Here is a 19,647-nt window from a genome sequence, read left to right as displayed (position 1 = left end):
GGAGGTCTTTCGGCATGTGGAGTGGCGATAGAGCCTGATCGTCTCTTGATTTTGTGGGATTTAGATGACATGCTGAGTCAATTCAAAAAGGCTGATATTGAGTTCGAGAGCGAGCGCTCAGGGGCAAAATTAAGGCCTGATTAATAGGAAGTTAAGGCGTAGCCGTTCCTGTTTTAAGGGGTAACTAAAAATTTCAATTTTGGTGAGCAGAATGGGCGATCGCGGTTTAGCGTACTAGATATATCTTTTATTGCCCCCTGCTCTGGGGGATTTTTCCAATGTCAGCCGAGTCTTTATCTCCGGTCGATGGGTCTCCGCCTCGAAAAGATGACCTGTGGCGACCCAACCGCGATCGCAGCCGTCGGGTCGAAGCAATTGTCCGCGCTGTTTGTTTTGTCTTTGCCGCCATCTCCATCGTCACCACGGCGGGCATTGTGATGACGCTGATTTTTGAAACCGTGGCTTTTTTTGCAGACCCGTTCTTTCGCCAAGACCTTTGGGTCGAGCAACTGCCCAACCTGCTGCCCAATGTCTCCGAGACTGAATTACAAAGCCTGGGCGATCAAATTCAGGCGGCAGATCCGAAGGTGGTGTTTGACCAGGCTGAGGCCTTGGGAGTCCCGCCCCCTAGCCAGGCGGCGGGAGCGTTCCACGCCCTACGGCGGTTCTTCACTGACAACCGCTGGACGCCGCTGTTCAATGACGGCGGCTTTGGTATTTTTGTGCTGGTCAGCGCCACTCTGCTGACCAGCACCATTGCCATGACGGTGGCTATTCCCCTGGGGCTGCTGATCGCAATTTTCTTAAGTGAATACGCCGCCCCGCGGGTGCGCCAGGTGCTCAAGCCCATATTAGAACTACTGGCGGGGGTGCCCTCGGTGGTGTTTGGCTACTTTGCTCTGCTGGCGGTGACGCCCTTTTTGCAGGGGTTAATCCCAACTTTGCAGGGGTTTAACGCCCTCAGCGCGGGCATGGTGCTGGGGGTGAGCATCCTGCCCCTGGTGGCGTCGCTGAGCGAAGATGCTATCAGCGCCGTGCCCGAAGAGCTGCGCCAGGGCGCGTTTGCCATGGGAGCGACTAAGCGCGAGACCATTCAAGCCGTGATCCTACCAGCGGCGCTCTCAGGCATTGTGGCATCGGTTATTTTAGCGACCTCGCGGGCGGTGGGCGAAACCATGATCGTCAGCTTAGCGGCGGGGCAGAGTCCTCAGTTCATCGACGGCAATTTCAATTTCATCAACCCCTTTGTGCCGGTGATGACCATGACCGCCTTCATTGTGCAGGTCAGCCTGGGCGACACGCCCCACGGCACCCTGCCCTACAAAACTATTTTTGCCGTGGGCATGATGCTTTTTCTCATGACTCTAGCCTTGAACATTGTCAGCTACTGGTTTGTGCGTCGCTTTCGGGAGAAGTATGATTAATGGCCACCTCACCGTCTGAGTTTGTCACCCCGCCCCCGGTGGTGTTGGAATCGCAGGAATTTGCGGGCAACTTGCCCCGACGCTACGCTACCGATCGCCTGTTTCAGATTGCCGCCTGGGTGGCAACGGCGATCGCCATTGCTGTGCTGGGCTGGCTGTTGTACGACGTACTCAACCAGGGCTGGGGCCGCCTTGACTGGCAGTTCTTCACCAGCTTTCCCTCTCGAAAGCCCGAAAATGCAGGCATTGTGGGAGCGCTGGCGGGCACCTTTTGGGTCATGATTATTGTTGCCTTGGTGGCTTTTCCGGTGGGGGTGGGGGCAGGGCTGTATCTGGAAGAATTTTCTGACGACACTTGGTTTACCCGCCTGATCGAAATCAACATCAGCAACCTGGCCGGGGTGCCATCCATTATTTACGGACTGCTGGGGCTAGCGGCTTTTGTGCGGCTGCTGGAGCCAATTACCGGCGGGCGCTCCGTGCTAGCGGGGGCGCTTACCCTAGCGCTGCTGGTGCTGCCAATTATTATTGTCGCCACCCGCGAGGCGCTGCGGGCTGTACCCGAGGGGATGCGCCTGGCGGGGCTGGCTATGGGCGGTAGCCGCTGGCAGGTGGTATGGGACCACGTGCTGCCCGCCGCCCTGCCCGGCATTCTCACCGGAGTGATTTTGGCCCTGTCGCGGGCGATCGGCGAGACGGCACCGCTGATCGCGATCGGGGCACTCACCTTTGTGCCCTTTACCCCTGGCTGCACCGAAGGGTTTCCGTTCTTCAACCCTTTCGACCTGGCCCGCTGCCCAATGAATGTAGTGCAAAGTCCGTTTACGGTGCTGCCAATTCAGATCTTCAACTGGGTTAGCCGCCCTCAGAAAGCATTCCACGAGAACGCTGCCGCCGCCATTATTGTGCTGATGACAGTGCTGATACTAATGAACAGCGTCGCGATCGTCCTACGCAGCCGGTTACGACAGCGGCGATCGTAGGCAACGCGGCGTTGCTGAATGCAGGTGTAATATGTCCCCCCAACCCCCCAATTCTGAGGGGATCGAAATCTCAAAGTCCCCCAGAATTGGGGGACTTTGGGGGCGATGCAAGGATGTTAACCAGAACCCCAGCGGCTGCTCCGTGAACCCCTGGCTTTTTATATCGATGGCCATTTGCGCATAGGACATTGGCCTCCTCTGGTGATGCATTGCGGCTGATCGAGGCGATCGGAGTGGTGCCGAACAGGGGGTGGCCGCGAATGCAACCTACGATCATTAAGGCGCTATACCTGGTCAATCTAAAAAAGCAGCGCTTCTTTAGAGCCTGACAGGATCCAAGAAGCACTGCTCTAGGGGATTGGCCTACATTCCCTGGGGAACTTGGCCTAATTCAGCCAGTGATTTGCAATTAAACCGCAGCAGCCTTGGCGGTCTTGGCGTCGAGTTCGCCCTTGGCGTACTTAACGGCGTAGACCTCGATGGGCTGTTGCTTGATCTTGCTGGCGTTGCCGGCGGTGCCGAAGGCGTCGTAGCGCTCAGCACAGACCTCGGTCATGTACTTCATCGAGGGCTTCATGAAGTGGCGAGGATCGAAGTTGGAGGGATCCTTTGCGGCGGCTTCACGAATGGCGGCGGTGATAGCCAGACGGTTATCGGTGTCGATGTTGACCTTGCGCACACCGCTCTTGATGCCCTTCTGAATTTCTTCGATGGGCACACCGTAGGTCTCAGGAATTTGACCACCGTACTGGTTGATCATGTCGAGCCACTTCTGGGGCACCGAAGAGGAGCCGTGCATGACCAGGTGGGTGTTGGGCAGGCGGCGGTTGATTTCTTCAATCCGGCTGATGGCCAGAATTTCGCCCGTGGGTTTGCGGGTAAACTTGTACGCGCCGTGGCTGGTGCCAATGGCAACGGCCAGAGCGTCAACCTGAGTCGCTTCAACAAACTGCACTGCTTCGTCGGGGTCGGTCAGCAGCTGGTCGTGGCTGAGGGTGCCCTCAAAACCGTGGCCATCTTCCGCTTCGCCAGCGCCGGTTTCGAGGGAACCGAGGCAGCCCAGTTCACCCTCAACGCTACAGCCAATGGAGTGAGCTACTTTCACCACTTCCCTGGTGACAGCGACGTTGTAGTCAAAGCTAGCGGGGGTCTTGGCGTCAGCTTCCAGGGAGCCGTCCATCATGACGCTGGTAAAGCCATTACGCAGAGCGGAGTAGCAGGTGGCCGGGGAGTTGCCGTGGTCCTGGTGCATGACCACGGGAATGTGGGGGTAGGTTTCAACCGCAGCGAGCACCAGGTGACGCAGGAAGTTCTCGCCAGCGTAGGAGCGAGCACCGCGAGATGCTTGCAGAATCACGGGGCTATCGGTTTCATCCGCAGCCTTCATGATGGCTAGAATCTGCTCCAGGTTGTTTACGTTGTAAGCCGGGATGCCATAGCCGTTCTCAGCGGCGTGGTCCAGCAGTAGCCTCAGTGAGACAAGCGCCATAAAATTCCTCCTAGTGTGTTCTCGCCGTTAGGCCTTCGAGTCGTTTAAGTAGGTAGCCTTACTCATCAATCTTAGGATAGATCGATGATGTATGACGAAATGTTTGCACAATCTAAAGTCAAGCTTAAAAGACCTCCCCACCCAGCCGGGGTGTGGTCACCCCGCCACTCTGCCCCATCATAAAACACTGTGGGACCCGACCGCGAGTTCTACGTCTCGAGGTGTAGTCAGTACTAAAAAAATGGGTCGCCTGGGATTCGAACCCAGGACCAATCGGTTAAAAGCCGAGTGCTCTACCGCTGAGCTAGCGACCCACATTTGGTAACGTACTCAACCACTGAGCACGATTAGCAATCGTAGCACAGAGTTTGCGCTTAACAGCACAAACACAAATTTAATCTGCCAAATAAATAGTTTATGAAGGGGCGATTGCGGTGATCGGTGGTCGGGAACCTTGCTGAGAATCCCATCCCTGTAGATTTATACCGAGTCCCATTCCTATGCACCCACCGTCCAACTCGTCTGAGCAGGCCGCATCCCCCGCTACCAAAGCCCTGGAGCGGCTGCTAGAGCAGATGAATCCCACCATTGCCCGGTCCTTTAATGAGGAGCAGCGCGAGGCCCTCCAGGTGGCTATGGCCACGACCCTTTGGCAAAAGCATCCCGTCGACATTCGACTGTCCATCCCGCTGCTGCTCCAGCGGTACTACGTGGTGGTGGTCGCTGGTCCAGAAAAACGATCCAGGGAGCGGCGTCAGCAGGACAAGTCCTGCCAGTCGGTGTCGATACCGGGGCAAATGGCGATGATGATAGCCCTCACGGCCCTGGGAATCGGCGCTCTGACAGTGCTGATGCGCCTGACCCAGACCCCTACTCAGGTCAGTCAACCGCGACCGATCAGTCCGGCTGCCATTCCGTTTTTAAGCGATCGCCGGGCCTGCGAACAGAGCAACCGCACCTGGGAAAATGGCGAATGCCTCGACTTTAAGCACGACCCTACCTTTTAGGGCCCACCTTGTAGGGGACTCTGCAATTCTCCCCCTGGCCAGAGCGAGGGGATGCCGCCCGCCAAGCCAGGGGTTAGACGTTACGGAACGTAACCAAGCAGTTGTTTTCGTTCCAAAATGAAGCTTTAGTTTAATGAAGCTTCATTTTTAAGAAACCCCTCACCCCCGGCTATGTTTCCTACCCATCGCCCTCGCCGTCTGCGCCAGCACCCGCAACTTCGCCGCATGGTGCAAGAAACCCTGGTCACCCAGGCCGATCTGATCTACCCGCTGTTCGCGGTGCCGGGCGAAGGCTTCGCTAAGGAAGTCTCGTCAATGCCGGGGGTCTACCAGCTCTCGGTGGACAAAATTGTGGAGGAAGCTAAGGAGGTTCACGACCTGGGTATTCCCGCCATTATTTTGTTTGGCATTCCCGCCGACAAGGACACCGACGCCACCGGAGCCTGGCACGACTGCGGCATTGTGCAGCAGGCTACCACGGCGGTCAAAGAGGCGGTGCCCGACCTGGTGGTAATTGTCGATACCTGCCTGTGTGAGTACACCTCCCACGGCCACTGCGGTTACCTGGAGGTAGGCGACCTCAGCGGGCGCGTGCTCAACGACCCCACCCTCGAGCTGCTGAAGAAAACCGCCGTGGCCCAGGCTAAGGCCGGGGCCGACATCATTGCCCCCTCGGGCATGATGGATGGTTTTGTGCAGGCGATTCGGGCCGGGTTAGACGAGCACGGCTTTGAGGACACGCCGATTCTCTCCTACGCGGCCAAGTACGCCTCGGCCTACTACGGCCCGTTCCGCGATGCAGCAGAGAGTGCGCCCCAGTTCGGCGATCGCCGCACCTACCAGATGGACCCGGCCAACGGCACCGAAGCGCTCAAAGAAATTGAGCTGGATATTGCCGAGGGGGCCGACATGCTGATGGTGAAGCCCGCCCTGGCCTACATGGACATCATCTGGCGGGTGAAGCAGGCCACCAACCTGCCGGTGGCCGCCTACAACGTGTCGGGCGAATACTCCATGGTCAAGGCCGCCGCCCTCAACGGCTGGGTCGATGAGCAAAAGGTGGTGATGGAAACCATGACCAGCTTCAAGCGCTCTGGGGCCGACCTGATTTTGACTTACCACGCCAAAGATGTCGCCCGCTGGATTGGGTAGGGGATGGTATGAGATCCCAGGGTTTTCCAAAAACCCTGGGATCTGAATTAGCAGATTACTCAAACACCAGCGGCCACAGGTCAGCGATCGCAACTTCCCAGCCCGGCAGCAGATCAGGAATGGTAAGTGTGTCGCCGTCGCCGAGGGCGACACACTCCTGCTCCAGCCGGTAAACCTCCACCTGGCGGCTCTCGGGATTGATCAAAATGCCGACCTGGGTGCCCAGGGCCAGAAAATCCTGAATTTTGTCGCGCAGTTTAGCGATGCTATCGGTTGGCGATTTAACCTCCACCATCAGGTCTGGGGCCAGTTCGGCAAAGGATCGCGGGCTCCGGCGCAGCCGCTCGGCCCTGACAAAAGAGACATCCGGGGCACGGGTGTCAGAATTGGGCAGCACAAACCCCGCACTGGAGCCGGTGACCCGACCCAGCTGGCGGGGCCGCACCCAGTTGCCCAAAACCCTGGATAGTTCAGTAGAAACTTCGTCGGCCTCATAGCCGGATGGACTCATAACGCTGACCTCGCCATCCACCAACTCCATGCGGTAGTCGGGATAGTCGGCCTGTAGCTTGGCCAATTCGCGGACCGTCAATCCCATGATCTGCCCCTCCCGTCCCAGTCCTTTGAGTCTATTCTAGGGGTCGCCAGCGCCTGGGAGGAGTTTACGCCTTATGCTGCAAGCAGAGAATTTTTGCCAATCTATCCATGACCTTCATTCTCACCAACGATGACGGCATCGATGCCCCCGGCATTGCGGCTCTGCGGGAGGCGCTGACGGGCCATTCCACCTGGGTAGTGGCTCCCGATCGCCATCTGTCGGGCTGTAGCCACCAGATGAACCGGGGTGGGCCGATCGCCATTGCCCAGCGGGAGGAACAGGCCTTTGCCATTGGCGGTACCCCAGCCGACTGCGCCCGGGTCGGGGTCAGCCACCTGTGCCCCGATGCCACCTGGGTACTCTCTGGCATCAACGCCGGGGGCAACATGGGGGCCGATATTCATGTGTCGGGCACCGTTGCCGCTGTGCGAGAGGCGGCCCTGCTGCGGGTGCCGGGCATCGCCATCTCCCACTACATTCAGAACCGCCGCCCGGTAGACTGGGCGCTGGCCAGCCGCCTGACGGCCCAGGTGCTGGAGACCCTGATGGCCGAGGCGCTACCTCCCGGCTGTTTTTGGAATGTGAATTTGCCCCACTTGCAGCCTGGCGACCCTGACCCGGAGCTGGTGTTTTGCACTACCTGTACCCAGCCGCTGCCCACTGAATTCAAGGTAGAGCAGGGTCACTTCTACTATGTGGGCAACTACGGTCAGCGCCGCCACGACCCCGATTCAGACGTAGCGGTCTGCTTTGGCGGCAACATCGCGATCACAAAAATCTGCCTCTGGTAAATCCACCCCAACCCCAAAGTGATCGGAGAGGCCGCGCAGATCGTCCAGACGGTGGGGCCAGGCAAAGGACTGGTGAAAGTACGTCGCTACCTCTGAACTGATGCAGATGTGGTCAATGTTGGAGTGCTGCCCGTTGATAAGCTGGTGCACCGGGTCGTTTTCTCCAGCGGTACAGCAAACCAATCCCACACTGTCTAGCGCCTGACGCAGGGCCTGTTTGTTGCGGCGTGACCCGTAGTAGTGCAGGGCATTCAGGTCCTGATTGAAATCTCCGGCAACCGTGAGGATGGCCTCTGGGTAGGTGGTCCGCAGCCGTTGCCAGTCGGTCTGCTGGGTGGACAGGGCGGCGGCAAAGGCCTGCCCTTGGGCGGCAGGGTGCGATTGCCAGCTACTCCCCAGCCAGGGCAGCACGGTGCCATACACCACCCACTGCTGCCCACTGGCCAGGGTGAGCAGGGCGGCGGCGGTACGGGCTTCATCGGTGGTGGCCAGGGGCACCAGTTCGCCCGCCCTGGCCCAGATTTGTACCCAGCGCTCGTCCTCTTCGCTGGGCCGGTCGGGCCGGCTGCTGGCCACCGACGCGTGGGTTTCCCCAGGGGTAATGCCCAGATGGGTTTCTGTCAAAATCCAAATGTCGGCATCGATGCGGCTGAACCATTGGCGCTGGCGTTCAGCCTGTACCGATTGGGGGAGCGCACGCTCAAGATTCCAGGTGGCGATTTTCATTCTGGGCCGGTAGACGGGTGAAACAGAGAAAAACTCTGTAACAGACATCACTTAACCTCAGGAACCTGGCTTTTGAATATATTCTTTAATACAAAATTGCTACCTGTCGGCACCTGTCGGCCTTCCCGGGGCCTTTGGCCAAACTTGATGCCATGCTGTAGAGCATCGGTACAGTATTTGTGTTGCAGCGAGGCCGGGGCATGCGAGCCACAACTGCGGCAGTAAGCTCAAGGTGCTACTGGGGCCAGCGACATGGCCCCAGACCCCCGTCGACCAGGGACGTTCCGCCGTCCTGGACCCGACGGAAAGGAGTGATCGATCATCGGTTTCAACCTTTGTTCTGCCAAGGAATCGGTAGGGAGCTGTAGACCCTGCGGTGGCAGATTAGAGATCTCAGCCATACTGACCGGTGCCCTAAAGGTGGTAAAGGCTGGCCAGCATAGCGTCGCTGACCTGGGTGGATGGGGTATCGAAGAGAACCTCCCCCTGGCGCAGGCCGATGATGCGATCGCAGTACTTCACCGCAAACTCGACTTCGTGCAGGCTGATCACCAGGGTTTTGCCGGTAGTTTCGTTCAGCTGGCGCAGCAGGTCCATCAGGGCGCGCGATCGCTCCGGGTCCACGCTGGAAATCGGCTCATCGGCGAGGATGGCGGCGGGGTCTTGCACCAGCACCCGCGCCAGGGCCACCCGCTGTTGCTGTCCGCCCGAGAGGCGATCGGTGCGGGCGTAGAGCTTATCGACAATGCCCACCTGGGCCAAAGCCTGAGCTGCCGTGGGCACCGCCTGGGGCCACACCAGCGACCACAGCGCCCTGGGCAGCGGCCAGCGGCCCAGGTGCCCGGCATTGACGTTGTGGACCACCGCCAGGTTGCCCACCAGGTGGTGCTGCTGGTAGACCGTGCCCACCAGCCGCTGAATCCGCCGTCGCTTTCTGGCGCTCAGGCGGCTGACGTCCTGCCCCAGAATTGTGACGCGGCCTGTGGTGGGCACCTGGCTGCCGTTGAGCAGGCTCAGCAGGGTGCTTTTGCCCGCGCCGCTGGGGCCGATCAGCGCCACTCGCTCACCGGGGGCGATCGCCAGGCTGCAATCGCTCAGGGCCGTTACCGCCCCAAAGCGACAGCTCACCCCCTCCAGCTGAAACACGGGCGATGGGCTCACTGAATTTTGCCGATCTTGCGGCCTACGGCTTCGATCTCGGCGTAGTTTTCGTTGGTGGTGACGATGAAGCGCTCGGCCCCAAACAGGTCGAGAATCTCCTTGTGCTCGGGCACCGCCGGGTCGAGGGCCAGTAGCGCCGCCTGCACCCGCTCCGAGAACCCCTCGCCGTAGCGCTCGTCGACCTCGGGGCTGATTACCCAGTGGTAGTTGAAGTAGGGCGGAGTGCGCCAGATTTGCACCACCTTGTCGGTGTCGACGGCCCCGGCGGCCAGGCGATCGAGCCACACCTGCTCGTTCAGCACGCCCACCTCGTAGGTGCCTGCCTCCACCAGCTTGAGAATGGCGTCGTGGTTGCCCGAAAAGCCCACCTCGCCGCGAAAGTCGTTCTCCACATCGACCCCGGCCTGCTCCAGGTAGGCCTGGGGCATCAGCCGCCCGGAGGTAGACGACTCACTGCCAAAGGTAAAGGTGCGGCCCTTGAGCTGGGCCAGGTCGCTGATGTCTTGAATTTCTTCGATGCCGCTGTTGGCGTTGGCGATGAAGATGCTGTGGAACTGTTCGTCGATGTCGCGCTGGGCGATCGCCTCGGCCCCCGGCAGCTGCAAGCGCGCCTGCACCCCGGTCAGCGCCCCAAACCACACCAAATCCAGATCGCCCACCCGAAAGGCGGTGACGGCGGCGGCATAGTCGGTTACGGGCTTGTACTCCACCGGCACGCCCAGCTCGGCCTCCAGGTAGTCAGCCAGCTTGGTGTAGAGCCGCTGAAGCAGCTCCGGGTCCTGATCGGGAATCGCCCCGGCGGTGAGGGGAATGGTGCTGGTGGTCGCTTCCCCTCCGGTGCCTGCCTCTGAACCCTGCTCTGGGGCTGAGGTGCCACAGGCCCCCAGGGGCAGCAGCAGCAAAAGGCTCGACACCCCCACAATCCATGAACGGCGAACGCTCACCATGGTGATTAATTAACATCTAAAACAGCAGCTTTAGATCATACGGTTGGATCCTGCCCAAAGCAATCCCATCCCTGAGGATGGCGCAGATCCGGCTATCAGCTTTTGGCAGGTGCAGTTAGCTCAGCCAGAGCAAGCCGCCCAGAATCAGGGCCACCCCGACCAGGGCGGCCCACAAAAACCCGTTGTCCTTGCGGTTGATCTCGCTGGGGTCAATGGTTGGTTCTTCGGGCTTGGGCCTCGGCCGAGAGGTCGTTTTAGTTCCCGCATAGCCAGCCTGGCCCAGGCTTTGCGCCCCCTCAGTGGACAGCTTGTCTAGATCGGGAATTTCTGTCATCCAGTTAGTGGGGCGCTGGAGCTGCGGGGCCTGCAAAATGTAGAGCAGGTTTTTGCCCTGCTTGCGAGTTTCCAGGTCGGGATGGCGGGTCAGAGCCTGACAGAGGGCGATCGCATCGCTCTGCCGCCCCACCGCGCTGTAGGCATTCACTAGCCAGGTTTGAATTTCGCCCCCCAGGGGGGTCGTGGCCTTGGCCAGGTCGAGGGCGGCTTCGAAGCATTCCACCGCCTCGCGGTAGTTGCCCCGCTCAAAGGCGGTTTGGCCGCTGGCGTACTGGGTTTTGGCGCGATCGCGGGTATCGTCGGTCATGGGGCACTAAAAATTTAATGGGCAGAGACTAGATGGCGAAAAGACGGCACAGCCGCTCGGCTATATCTGCTTGGGCTGTTTCTGATAGCGCGCCCAATTCTCGCAAAATGAGCGAAGTACGAGCCGTCATTAAGTAATGAAGTCGTAAAGCAGATGGCTGACGCAGCCCACTGCCGACAAATTCAGGATGGGATGCATCGAAAATGATGTCAGTTGCCAATGGATTTTCTGGAAGGCGGCTAGTAACAAACGCCAGCAAAACCTGCTGATAAGGGCCTATAGCATGGGTTACACAAACAGCTGGTCTTACCTTAGTGGCCGATAAATCATCAAACGGAAAGGGCACTAAAACAACTTTTCCCCTAGGACTCGAAGGGCTTGCCATCACTCACACTATAAATATCTTCCTCAGAATCATAGAGAAAACTGAAGGCAGGATTTTGAGCAGCGGACTGTAGCCACGCATTCTCCTCTATGTCAGTGCTCTCCTCAACTAAAACAATTACCCTCACCTGAGCATTTTTGAGAGCAGGGTCTAACTGAAACTCAGGCCAGGTTAAACGACCGTTAGCTGCAACCGTTGCCGGTAGCTCGTAAGCTTTCATAGGATTTGGTGGGTGAGCTTTTCAAGGTTAATTTTAGGGTAGCCCAAGGGCCTGACGTTTACCTCGTGTTTACTTTACGCCCAGAGTTAGCGATTGGGTTCGTCGACGAGCCCCCTGTGGAAGTGGCAATGCTCTAAATCATAGGCCGCTCAAGCCTTACTCCTGGGCGAGAAAAGTATCATGACGCGCTGACCCTACAGCGCTTTTTTTCGCTCAAGATAGGAGATAGGGAATAAGGAGACATATACCGTGGTAGCCCCAGCCATTCAGCCCCAGACCGACTCGCACCCCTACGAAACCAAGACCCTCGCGATCGCCACCGCCCTGCTGGCCGCCACCCGCGAGAAAAAGAATCTTTTTGCCCAAATGCGCGACCAGATGCGCTGGGACGACAAGATCATGGACTTCGCCATGGCCAACCCCGGCCTCAAGGTGCAGCTGTTTCGCTTCATCGATGCCCTGCCCGCCCTGCGCAGCAAGCCCGAAATCGCCCGCCACCTGCAGGAGTACCTGTCTGCTGACGAGGTAGAGCTGCCCAATGTGCTGAAGGGACTGCTCAACTTTACCGACCCCGACTCGGCCCCCGGCAAGCTGGCCGCTACCACTGTCGCCCCCGCCGTGGAAACCCTGGCCTACCGCTACATCTCTGGCGAAAAGATGGACCAGGCGATCAAGGCGATCGAGCGCATGCGCAAAGACAGGCTCACCTTCACCATGGATTTGCTGGGGGAAGCGGTAATCACCGAGGCTGAGGCCGAGGCCTACCTGCAGCGCTACCTGGATTTGATGGAGCAGCTGTCGGCGGCGGCAAAGGGTTGGAAGACTGTCGATGCGATCGATGTGGCCGACGGCAAGGAACTGGCCAAGGTGCAGGTTTCCGTCAAGCTGACCGCCTTCTACTCCCAGTTTGACCCGCTGGATGCCGAGGGTAGCCGTGCCAAAGTCAGTGAGCACATCCGCACCCTGCTGCGCCGCGCCCAGGACCTCGGCGTCGCCGTGCACTTCGACATGGAGCAGTACCGCTACAAAGCCCTCACCCTGGCGATTCTCAAAGACATTTTGATGGAGGCCGAGTTTCGCCAGCGCGACGACCTGGGCGTCACCCTGCAAGCGTATTTGCAGGACAGCTATAGCGACCTGAAGGATCTGGTGCTGTGGGCAAAGAATCGGGGCACCCCGATCACCGTTCGCCTGGTCAAAGGGGCCTACTGGGATCAAGAAACTATTACCGCGCGGCAAAACGACTGGCCCAGCCCCGTCTACAGCGAGAAGGTTTCCACCGATGCCAACTTTGAGCGCATGACCCGGCTGCTGCTGGAGAACCACCAGTATCTCTATGCGGCGATCGGCAGTCACAATGTCAGGTCGCAGGCCCACGCGATGGCGATCGCCGAAGCGCTGAATATCCCCAAGCGCAATATTGAGCTACAGGTGCTCTACGGTATGGCCGACAAGCTAGCCAAAACCCTGGCCGACAAAGGCTACCGAGTGCGGGTCTACACTCCCTTTGGGGAACTCATCCCCGGCATGTCATACCTGATTCGTCGTCTGCTCGAAAACACCGCCAACAGCTCCTTCCTGCGCCAAAACCAGGAGGATGTGCCGGTCGAAACCCTGCTGGCGGCCCCGGAGCTTGCCCCAACGGATATGGCCGGGGCCGAGGTCAAAGACTACTCAGTACCCTTTCCCAACGCGCCGGATACCGACTTTGCTGTAGCTACCAAGCGCTCCGAAGCCGCCGAAGCGCTCAAAACAGTTCATGCCCAACTCGGCCAGCGCTATAACCCGATCATCAACGGTACTGCGGTCGATACCGAGGCCACGGCCGATTCGGTAAACCCCTCGAAGCCAGCGGAACTGGTCGGTAAGCTGGGGCTGGCCAGTCAGGATCAGGCTGATAGTGCGATCGCCGCCGCCAAAGCCGCCTTCCCCGCCTGGGCCGCTACCCCAGCCAAAGAGCGGGGAGCGATCCTCCGCCGCGCCGCCGAGCTGATGGAAGAGCGCCGCCACGAGCTGAACGCCTGGATGGTGTACGAGGTGGGCAAACCGCTGGGTCAGGCCGACCCCGAAGTCTCCGAGGCGATCGACTTCTGCCGCTACTACGCCGATGAAATGGAGCGGCTCGACGCCGGGTACGCCTACGACTACCCCGGCGAGACCAACCGCTACCGCTACTTCCCCTGCGGCATTGCGGTGGTGATTTCACCCTGGAACTTCCCGCTGGCGATCGCCACGGGCATGACCGTCGCCGCCCTGGTCACGGGCAACTGCACCATCCTCAAACCCGCTGAAAATTCCGCCGTAATCGCCGCTAAAATTGCCGAAATTTTGATCGAGGCGGGCATGCCCCCCGGCGTGTTTCAGTACCTGCCCGCCCGGGGTTCTACCGTGGGGTCACACCTGGTCAACCATCCCGACGTGCACCTGATTGCCTTTACTGGCTCCCGCGAGGTGGGCTGCCGCATCTACGCCGAGGCGGCCCAGTGGCGACCCGGCCAGCGCCACCTCAAGCGCGTGATCGCCGAGATGGGCGGCAAAAACGCCATCATCATCGACGAAAGCGCCGATCTAGATCAGGCGGTGCAGGGGGTCGTCTACTCCGCCTTCGGCTACAGCGGCCAGAAATGCTCGGCCTGCTCTCGCGTTGTGGTAGTGGCCTCGGTGTACGACACCTTTGTGCGCCGCCTGATCGAAGCCACCTGCTCCCTCAACGTGGGCGAAGCGGTCAAGGCCAGCACCAAGGTTGGCCCCGTAATCGACGCCAATGCCCAGGCCAAAATTAAGGAGTACATCGAAAAAGGCAAGGCCGAAGCCACCCTGGCCCTGGAAATGCCTGCCCCCGAAACGGGCTACTTCGTCGGCCCGACGGTGTTTACCGATGTGCCACCCAATGCGGTCATTGCCCAGGAGGAGATCTTTGGCCCAGTACTGGCGGTGATCAAGGCTAAGGATTTTGATGAAGCCTTGCACATCGCCAACGATACCGACTATGGGCTAACGGGTGGCCTCTACTCCCGCACCCCCTCCCACATTGAGCGGGTGCAAAACGAGTTTGCCGTGGGCAACCTCTACATCAACCGGGGGATCACGGGGGCGATCGTCTCGCGCCAGCCCTTCGGTGGTTTCAAAATGTCGGGCGTTGGCTCTAAGGCAGGCGGCCCCGACTACCTGCTGCAATTTCTAGAGCCCCGCCACGTGAGCGAAAACGTTCAGCGCCAGGGCTTTGCCCCGATCGAGGGGGTAGATTAGCCTCCGGGCCTAGACCCCTGGGTTCTCTAAGAACCCAGGGGTCTTTTGCCACACCAGGGATGTGTTCACCAGAGCGAAACTGTGGGTTAATGGCAGAGGTTAACCCCATGTCCTGCACGAGAGATCGATTTATGGCTGAAGCAACCAATCCCAGAGTCTTTTTCGACATCACCATTGGCGGCACCCCTGTGGGACGCATCGTGATGGAGCTGCGGGCCGATGTCGCCCCCAAAACCGCCGAAAACTTCCGCGCCCTGTGCACGGGCGAGAAAGGCATGGGCACCTCCGGGGTGCCGCTGCATTTCAAAGGCTCTAGCTTTCACCGCATCATCCCCGAGTTTATGTGCCAGGGGGGTGACTTTACCCGCGGCAACGGTACCGGCGGCGAGTCGATTTACGGCATGAAATTTGCCGACGAAAACTTTACCCTCAAGCACACTACCCCCGGTTTGCTGAGCATGGCCAATGCTGGCCCCAACACCAACGGGTCGCAGTTCTTTTTGACTACAGTGGCCACCCCCTGGCTCGACGGCAAGCATGTGGTGTTTGGCAGCGTAGTCGAAGGGATGGATGTGGTCAGCGCCATGGAGCAGGTGGGCAGCCGCAGCGGCCAGACCTCAGAACCCGTGGTGATTGCCGACTGCGGCCAGCTGTAGGTTCTACATGATCTAGCCCTTAGCAGGTGACCTTGGGCTATCGTAGGTTCAAGTCATTTGCTGAGGGCATAGTAGTGGTTGCTGAAAATCAATCCGCCAGAAACTTGACTCAGCCCCGGTCTCTCTATGAGGCTGACTTCTATGCCTGGACGTTAGCACAGGCTCATCTGCTTCAAACTCAGCAGTGGTCTGCCCTAGATATTGCAAATTTAGTCGAGGAAATTGAGTCTTTGGGTCGGCAGCAGCGCCAGGAGCTAAGAAATCGACTGGGGGTTTTGCTAGGCCATCTGCTGAAGTGGGAATTTCAGCCTGAGCGCCGTTCCAAGAGTTGGGTCGCGACGGTGCGGGAACAGCGACGAGAAATCATTAACCTGTTGGCAGAAAGTCCCACTCTCAAGCCTTACCTAACCGAAGCCATTGCCGCTGGCTTTCAGTCAGGGCTTGATCTTGTCGTGCGAGAAACGTCGCTAACCTACAACGACTTACCCGTCAGTTGTAGCTACACAGCCCAGCAAATCTTGTCGTCAGACTATTTACCCGAGTGATGGCCCTGGCTTAATCGTCGGGCGGAAACTGAATGCTGATTTCGCCAGCTTCGTTAATGAAGACGCTGCCGCCGAGAGCGTTGATGCGATCAATCGCCCGTTGCCGAGTGCCATCGTCAAAGGCGTTGGCCAGCACACTGGCCCAGGCATTCACCTGGGCCTGCTTGCTCAGTGGGTTATTGGCCAAAAAGTCGGCGGTACGCTGGGAGTTTTCAATGGTGAGGGGGGCGTCTGGATGGTTTGACTGGCGCGCCCAGTCGGCGGCGGTTTGGTAAGATTTCTGCGCAGCCTGACCATCGCCCAGGTACAGCAATTCGTCTACGCCACGATAGCGCCAGATATAAAATGCATCCTCGGGCAGGTTGGGGTTGAGTCGTTCCAGCCCCTGGGCAATGAGCGCCACGCTCTGCTCCGGTTTGGCGGCAAAGTTACTTGTACTGCCCGACAGAAACAGGTAAAACATCCGGTAGTAAGGGTCATTGGGAATGATCACCCGGAAGAATTCTGGACTCAGGTTGTAGCCGGTTACAGCCCGCGCTTCGTCGTCACCAAAGTACTGCAAGAACTGTAGAAAAAACCAGTTGGCGACCAGGTTGTCGAACCCAAAGGTGGGCATTTTCTGCGCGACCGCCAGGGTGGCGGCGGTGGCTTCCTCCTGGCGCTCAAGGCTCTGGCTGGTGGCGCTGCGGTCTTGGATGGTGGCCAGGCGCTGCCGCTGGAGTGGCAGCAGACTCAACAGGAGGGCCATCGGCGCCAGCCACACCAGCAGGTGCCTGACCTGGGGCCTGGAACGATGGGGATTGCTCACAGATAGCGGCATTGGGGTCAGGGATAAGCGTAAGAAACCTGTAGAGCAGGTCTGAGAGTTGGGGGCGGTTCTAGAATAAGTCTACCCACCCCTGCCGCGATCGCCGTCAGGGCGTCAGGCAACCCCAAACAACTCCGCTGCAAAGCCCCTGGTCGTCAGGGTTTTCTGCAGACTTTGCTCTACCCTATCGGCATCTCTGGCCATGACTCAACCCTCTATTGCACAACCGACTGTGACCCAAGCCCTCAGGGAGCACTGGTTGGGTGCTCTGGGGGGAGGGGTGGTGGTGGCGATGACGTGGCTACCCCACAGCTACCTGCGAATGGTGAGCTGGCCCTGGGTGCTGCTGTGGCAGGCGGGGTTTTTGGCGATCGCCCTCTGGCTAATCCAGCAGCTGCGGCAGCTGGAGCGTCCCTTTCGCCCCCTGGGCCACGGTCTGGATTGGGCGGTGGCGGCCACGGGCATCGGTCTGATCCTCTGCAGTCTGATCAGCGACTTTAGGGTTTTAGCCCTGTGGAATGTAGTGCTGGTCTCCTTCTACGCTTTTGCGCTCTATGGCCTGGCGAATTGGATCAGGCAAGCTCCGGCTATGCCATCCACCCTAGCGGCTGCGATCGCGGCCACCTTCTTAGGCACCGCCGTGATCTCGCTGGCGCTGTGGCGACCGGGGGCCGAGTCAGCCATCAGCCCAGCCCCTGACAACGAGTTTTATCAAGCCCTGCGCAATGCTATGCCCTTTGGCCACCACAACTTTGTTGGCGGCTACTTTGCCCTGGGGTTGCCCCTGGTGGTGGCCTGCGCGGGGGTATTGAAGGGTTGGCTGCGGTGGTTGGCGGTGGCCGCCACGGTTTTAACTGGGGCGGCGCTTTACGTCAGCGGGTCGCGGGGTGCTCTGCTGGGGGGTTTGGTATGGCTGGTGGTGGCTGGCGTTACCTTCATCCTGGGATCTACGACTAAAGGAAAGTTAGCGCCAATGGCTGTGGGGGGGCTGGGGTTACCACTGGTCCTGATTGTGGCCATCAGCAACCCCCGCGTGCGCAGTTTGCTAAGCGGTCTCAATTTTGCCAACCCCTCGGGTTTTGTGGTGCAGGATGGGCCGCTGCTCGATCGCTACTTTATGGCCCAACTGGCGGGCAATATTTTGCGCGATCGCCCCCTATTTGGTGTTGGTCCAGGGGTGATGAGCCGTGTTTCCAACCTCTACCGCCCCATCGAGGTGGGGCTGGGGCTGGATCATTCCCAGCAGCTGCACAGCACGCCATCCCAGATTTTGGGCGAACTGGGGCTGGTGGGGTTGATCGTCTATGGGTTATGGATAGTGCTAATTGCCAGGCTGTGGCTGCGCCTGCACCGCGCCACCTCAGACCGCACCCAGCGATGGCTGCTCTACGGGGTCAGCGGGAGCTTTTTGGCCTACGGGGTCTCCAGCCTGACCGACTGGCAGCTGGAAAACATTGGCCTGTCTATGGCCCTGGTGGCGCTGCTGGGGCTGTTGCTACACCTGGCCGATCGCTCGGATTTACCCTCGCCCGCACCTGTGGGTACCTCTACCCGCCGCTACCTCAGCCTGGGGGTGTTGGCCTGGTTGGTGGTCGCTGGCTACCTGTGGCTGGTGGCCGACCTGGGCTTCTGGCACGGCGATCGCGCTCTACACCAGGCCCGCCAGGGAGACGTAGCGGCCTCGTTGCAGCACCTGGGCTCAGCCGCCGCCCTGGTTCCGTGGGATCCCACCTACCACGCCCTGGCCGGGCAGGACATCTACGGGCTGTTGCCCCTGGTTCCCCCAGCTGAACAGGCGGCGGCGCGCCAGGATATTTTGGGGCATTTTGCGGCGGCGGCGGCGATCGCCCCCAACGATGCCTGGTTTAACTACAACCTGGCCGCCCTCCTGCTGCCGCAGGATTCTACTGCCGCTGAGGGTTACAGCCGCCGCGCTGTGCAGCTGCTACCCAGAAATACCAGCTTGAGCCGCTACCTCCTGGGCCAGGCTCTGCTAGCTCAGGGGCAACCCGAAGCGGCCGTGACCGCCTTCAGCCTCGAAGGCGTGGCTCAGCCCAGGTTTCTAACCCTGCCTCTGTGGCGACAGGCTCCCCTCGCCCCCCTCCAATCCGCCGTCCTGGATCAGGCGCTGGCCCACCATCAGGCCGTGCTGGAGGCTACCTCGCCAGCCACGCCAGGGTACGGCACCCTCTACGACCAAACGGCCCTGGTGCGGTGGTGGTATCAGCGGCCCATCCTGATCGCAGAGTCGGGTGAGCTGCGACCGATCACCCAGGCGCTGCTGGCTACCGACGAAAGCCCCGCCGCTGCCCTGGAGATTGTCAATCAGGCGCTGGACCAGTCGCCCCAGGATCAGGCCCTGCTGCTGCTGCGGGCCTGGCTACAACCCGCGGACTTTGCCCAGAGCTATTTCGCCCAGAGCCCTCTGGCCCCGGCAGAGCAAGCCCAACTGGCTGAGTCTCTGGCCGAATACCGCGATCTGCGATCGTGGTTGACCGCCTTTGGGACCCCCGCCCCCCGCACCGGGCGCAGCCTCTTGGGCCTCACCTACCGCAACCGCTATGCCCAAGGCATCAACTTCATTGCGCCCCTGGAGGAGGTTGACCAGTGGGTCATACCGGAGTTGTTGGGCCTGTTTGCAGAGTTCCCCAGAGAATTTGTCGCTCTGGATCAAACCGTAGAAACCTTGCAAGCAGAGCAACTTAATCTACCTAGTGCCGTCAACAATCGCTTTGAAATTGTTCCTGCGTCTGTGCCAGCCAAAAAACTTTTTTGAACGGGTGTGATCGCTAGCCGAGAGCAAGTGGGTAGGTTAGACCTAGGCGCAAACAACACCTCTACCGCCTACCCTCAAGGAGACATA

18 protein-coding genes and 1 tRNA gene are annotated in these 19,647 nt (G+C 59.6%); 9 read left to right on the top strand and 10 right to left on the bottom strand.

The features are described 5' to 3' along the window. Positions 1 to 278: 278 nt before the first annotated feature. Complete coding sequence (gene pstC / locus NF78_RS05215) at positions 279 to 1,424, top strand: phosphate ABC transporter permease subunit PstC (RefSeq protein ID WP_035985180.1); 1,146 nt, start codon at positions 279 to 281, stop codon at positions 1,422 to 1,424. After that, on the top strand, positions 1,424 to 2,407 hold the full coding sequence (gene pstA / locus NF78_RS05210) for a phosphate ABC transporter permease PstA (protein ID WP_035985178.1): 984 nt from the start codon (positions 1,424 to 1,426) through the stop codon (positions 2,405 to 2,407). Before pstC ends, pstA begins: the two co-directional genes overlap by 1 nt. Before the next feature lie 409 nt (positions 2,408 to 2,816). On the opposite strand, the gene fba is transcribed toward pstA, so the two are convergent. Both fba and NF78_RS05200 read right to left on the bottom strand, forming a co-directional pair. Continuing rightward, positions 2,817 to 3,896 carry a class II fructose-bisphosphate aldolase gene (gene fba / locus NF78_RS05205; RefSeq protein ID WP_035985176.1) on the bottom strand — a complete coding sequence of 360 codons (1,080 nt, stop codon included), beginning with the start codon at positions 3,894 to 3,896 and terminating at the stop codon, positions 2,817 to 2,819. 242 nt (positions 3,897 to 4,138) lie between these two features. Then, positions 4,139 to 4,210: transfer RNA gene (locus NF78_RS05200), tRNA-Lys, on the bottom strand. A gap of 186 nt (positions 4,211 to 4,396) precedes the next feature. Between NF78_RS05200 and NF78_RS05195 the strand changes: the two genes are divergently transcribed. Next, positions 4,397 to 4,903, top strand: coding sequence for a hypothetical protein (locus NF78_RS05195; RefSeq protein ID WP_035985174.1), 507 nt, complete (start codon positions 4,397 to 4,399; stop codon positions 4,901 to 4,903). Between the two features lie 171 nt (positions 4,904 to 5,074). After that, on the top strand, positions 5,075 to 6,055 hold the full coding sequence (hemB, locus tag NF78_RS05190) for a porphobilinogen synthase (RefSeq protein ID WP_035985172.1): 981 nt from the start codon (positions 5,075 to 5,077) through the stop codon (positions 6,053 to 6,055). A gap of 55 nt (positions 6,056 to 6,110) precedes the next feature. Here hemB and NF78_RS05185 read toward each other — a convergent pair whose 3' ends face one another. Then, positions 6,111 to 6,653 (bottom strand): Uma2 family endonuclease, encoded by a 543-nt coding sequence (locus NF78_RS05185; RefSeq protein ID WP_035985170.1) that lies wholly within the window; start codon positions 6,651 to 6,653, stop codon positions 6,111 to 6,113. A gap of 107 nt (positions 6,654 to 6,760) precedes the next feature. On the opposite strand from NF78_RS05185, the gene surE reads away from it, so the two are divergent. Then, the gene (gene surE / locus NF78_RS05180) at positions 6,761 to 7,444 is read left to right on the top strand and encodes a 5'/3'-nucleotidase SurE (protein ID WP_035985168.1); all 684 of its coding nucleotides are present in this window, start codon (positions 6,761 to 6,763) and stop codon (positions 7,442 to 7,444) included. Here the strand turns inward: surE and NF78_RS05175 are convergent. From NF78_RS05175 to NF78_RS05155, 6 genes are all read right to left on the bottom strand, one after another. After that, entirely contained in the window at positions 7,385 to 8,218 is an 834-nt protein-coding gene (locus tag NF78_RS05175) for an endonuclease/exonuclease/phosphatase family protein (RefSeq protein WP_156119653.1), read from the bottom strand. The genes surE and NF78_RS05175 overlap by 60 nt on opposite strands. 366 nt (positions 8,219 to 8,584) lie before the next feature. Next, a complete protein-coding gene (locus NF78_RS05170; protein WP_035985166.1) occupies positions 8,585 to 9,331 on the bottom strand; it encodes a phosphonate ABC transporter ATP-binding protein in 747 nt (248 codons plus the stop codon). Then, positions 9,328 to 10,278, bottom strand: a complete 951-nt coding sequence (locus NF78_RS05165; protein WP_035985165.1) for a putative selenate ABC transporter substrate-binding protein — start codon at positions 10,276 to 10,278, stop codon at positions 9,328 to 9,330. Before NF78_RS05165 ends, NF78_RS05170 begins: the two co-directional genes overlap by 4 nt. A 115-nt stretch (positions 10,279 to 10,393) precedes the next feature. Then, entirely contained in the window at positions 10,394 to 10,921 is a 528-nt protein-coding gene (locus NF78_RS05160) for a tetratricopeptide repeat protein (protein ID WP_035985164.1), read from the bottom strand. Positions 10,922 to 10,949: 28 nt separating this feature from the next. Continuing rightward, a complete protein-coding gene (locus NF78_RS29070) occupies positions 10,950 to 11,306 on the bottom strand; it encodes a type II toxin-antitoxin system PemK/MazF family toxin (RefSeq protein WP_072015977.1) in 357 nt (118 codons plus the stop codon). Then, the gene (locus NF78_RS05155) at positions 11,284 to 11,526 is read right to left on the bottom strand and encodes a hypothetical protein (protein ID WP_035985163.1); all 243 of its coding nucleotides are present in this window, start codon (positions 11,524 to 11,526) and stop codon (positions 11,284 to 11,286) included. Before NF78_RS05155 ends, NF78_RS29070 begins: the two co-directional genes overlap by 23 nt. 249 nt (positions 11,527 to 11,775) lie before the next feature. Here NF78_RS05155 and pruA point away from each other — a divergent pair, with 249 nt between their 5' ends. The 3 genes from pruA to NF78_RS05140 all read left to right on the top strand — a co-directional run bounded on the left by pruA (position 11,776) and on the right by NF78_RS05140 (position 15,976). After that, positions 11,776 to 14,775: an L-glutamate gamma-semialdehyde dehydrogenase gene (pruA, locus tag NF78_RS05150; protein ID WP_052049826.1), complete on the top strand. Its 3,000-nt coding sequence runs from the start codon at positions 11,776 to 11,778 to the stop codon at positions 14,773 to 14,775. Positions 14,776 to 14,906: 131 nt separating this feature from the next. Next, the gene (locus NF78_RS05145) at positions 14,907 to 15,431 is read left to right on the top strand and encodes a peptidylprolyl isomerase (protein WP_035985162.1); all 525 of its coding nucleotides are present in this window, start codon (positions 14,907 to 14,909) and stop codon (positions 15,429 to 15,431) included. A gap of 74 nt (positions 15,432 to 15,505) precedes the next feature. Then, positions 15,506 to 15,976: a DUF29 domain-containing protein gene (locus NF78_RS05140; protein ID WP_225885232.1), complete on the top strand. Its 471-nt coding sequence runs from the start codon at positions 15,506 to 15,508 to the stop codon at positions 15,974 to 15,976. A 10-nt stretch (positions 15,977 to 15,986) separates the two neighbouring features. Here NF78_RS05140 and NF78_RS05135 read toward each other — a convergent pair whose 3' ends face one another. After that, the gene (locus NF78_RS05135) at positions 15,987 to 16,796 is read right to left on the bottom strand and encodes a hypothetical protein (RefSeq protein ID WP_052049825.1); all 810 of its coding nucleotides are present in this window, start codon (positions 16,794 to 16,796) and stop codon (positions 15,987 to 15,989) included. A 190-nt stretch (positions 16,797 to 16,986) separates the two neighbouring features. On the opposite strand from NF78_RS05135, the gene NF78_RS05130 reads away from it, so the two are divergent. Beyond that, positions 16,987 to 19,560, top strand: a complete 2,574-nt coding sequence (locus NF78_RS05130; RefSeq protein WP_081972514.1) for an O-antigen ligase family protein — start codon at positions 16,987 to 16,989, stop codon at positions 19,558 to 19,560. Positions 19,561 to 19,647 lie beyond the last annotated feature (87 nt).

Origin of the sequence: Leptolyngbya sp. KIOST-1 (assembly GCF_000763385.1) — a bacterium.
In the GTDB taxonomy this organism is placed as follows: Bacteria; Cyanobacteriota; Cyanobacteriia; order Phormidesmidales; family Phormidesmidaceae; genus Nodosilinea.
The sequence above is the reverse complement of the archived record's forward strand: the minus strand, read 5'-3'. Positions and strand labels throughout refer to the sequence as shown.